This window comes from Pseudoduganella ginsengisoli, assembly GCF_009720865.1.
Lineage (GTDB): Bacteria > Pseudomonadota > Gammaproteobacteria > Burkholderiales > Burkholderiaceae_D > Rugamonas > Rugamonas ginsengisoli.
On the sequence record NZ_WNLA01000091.1, the window covers coordinates 1 to 430 of the forward strand.

Below are 430 nucleotides of genomic sequence, written 5' to 3' on the forward strand. Positions count from 1 at the left end.
GACAAAGGCAGCACAGTGGCATCGATTGCAGCGGATTTCGCGAAGTCGCCCGAATACCAGGCGCTGTATGAAGGCAAGTCCAATGTGGATTTGATCAAGGCGGTGTACCAGAACCTGTTCGGCCGCGCGGCGGAGGCGTCCGGCGCCGAATACTGGGCCGGGGTGATGAAACAGGGCTACAGCGCCCATGCGACGGTAGGCTTGATCCTGGCGGCGGCATCAGAAACCGACAAGCGCGTGGTGGACAACAAGACGGAAGCGGCGGCAGCGTTTACGGCCGCGCTCGATACCGCAACGGAAAGTACTGCGTACACGCGTACGCCAGCGAAAGCTTCGGCCAGCGCATGGCTCAACGGCGTAACCACCGACGCATCGCTGGCGCAAGCGAAGGCAGGCATCGACAAGGCTGTCAGCGCCGCAGTGGGCGCCA

Annotated in this window: 1 protein-coding gene; it reads left to right on the top strand. The window is 62.8% G+C overall.

The annotated features are described in order from the left end of the window. The coding region (locus tag GM668_RS30340) for a DUF4214 domain-containing protein (protein WP_155442692.1) at positions 1–430 on the top strand (430 nt) is incomplete at both ends.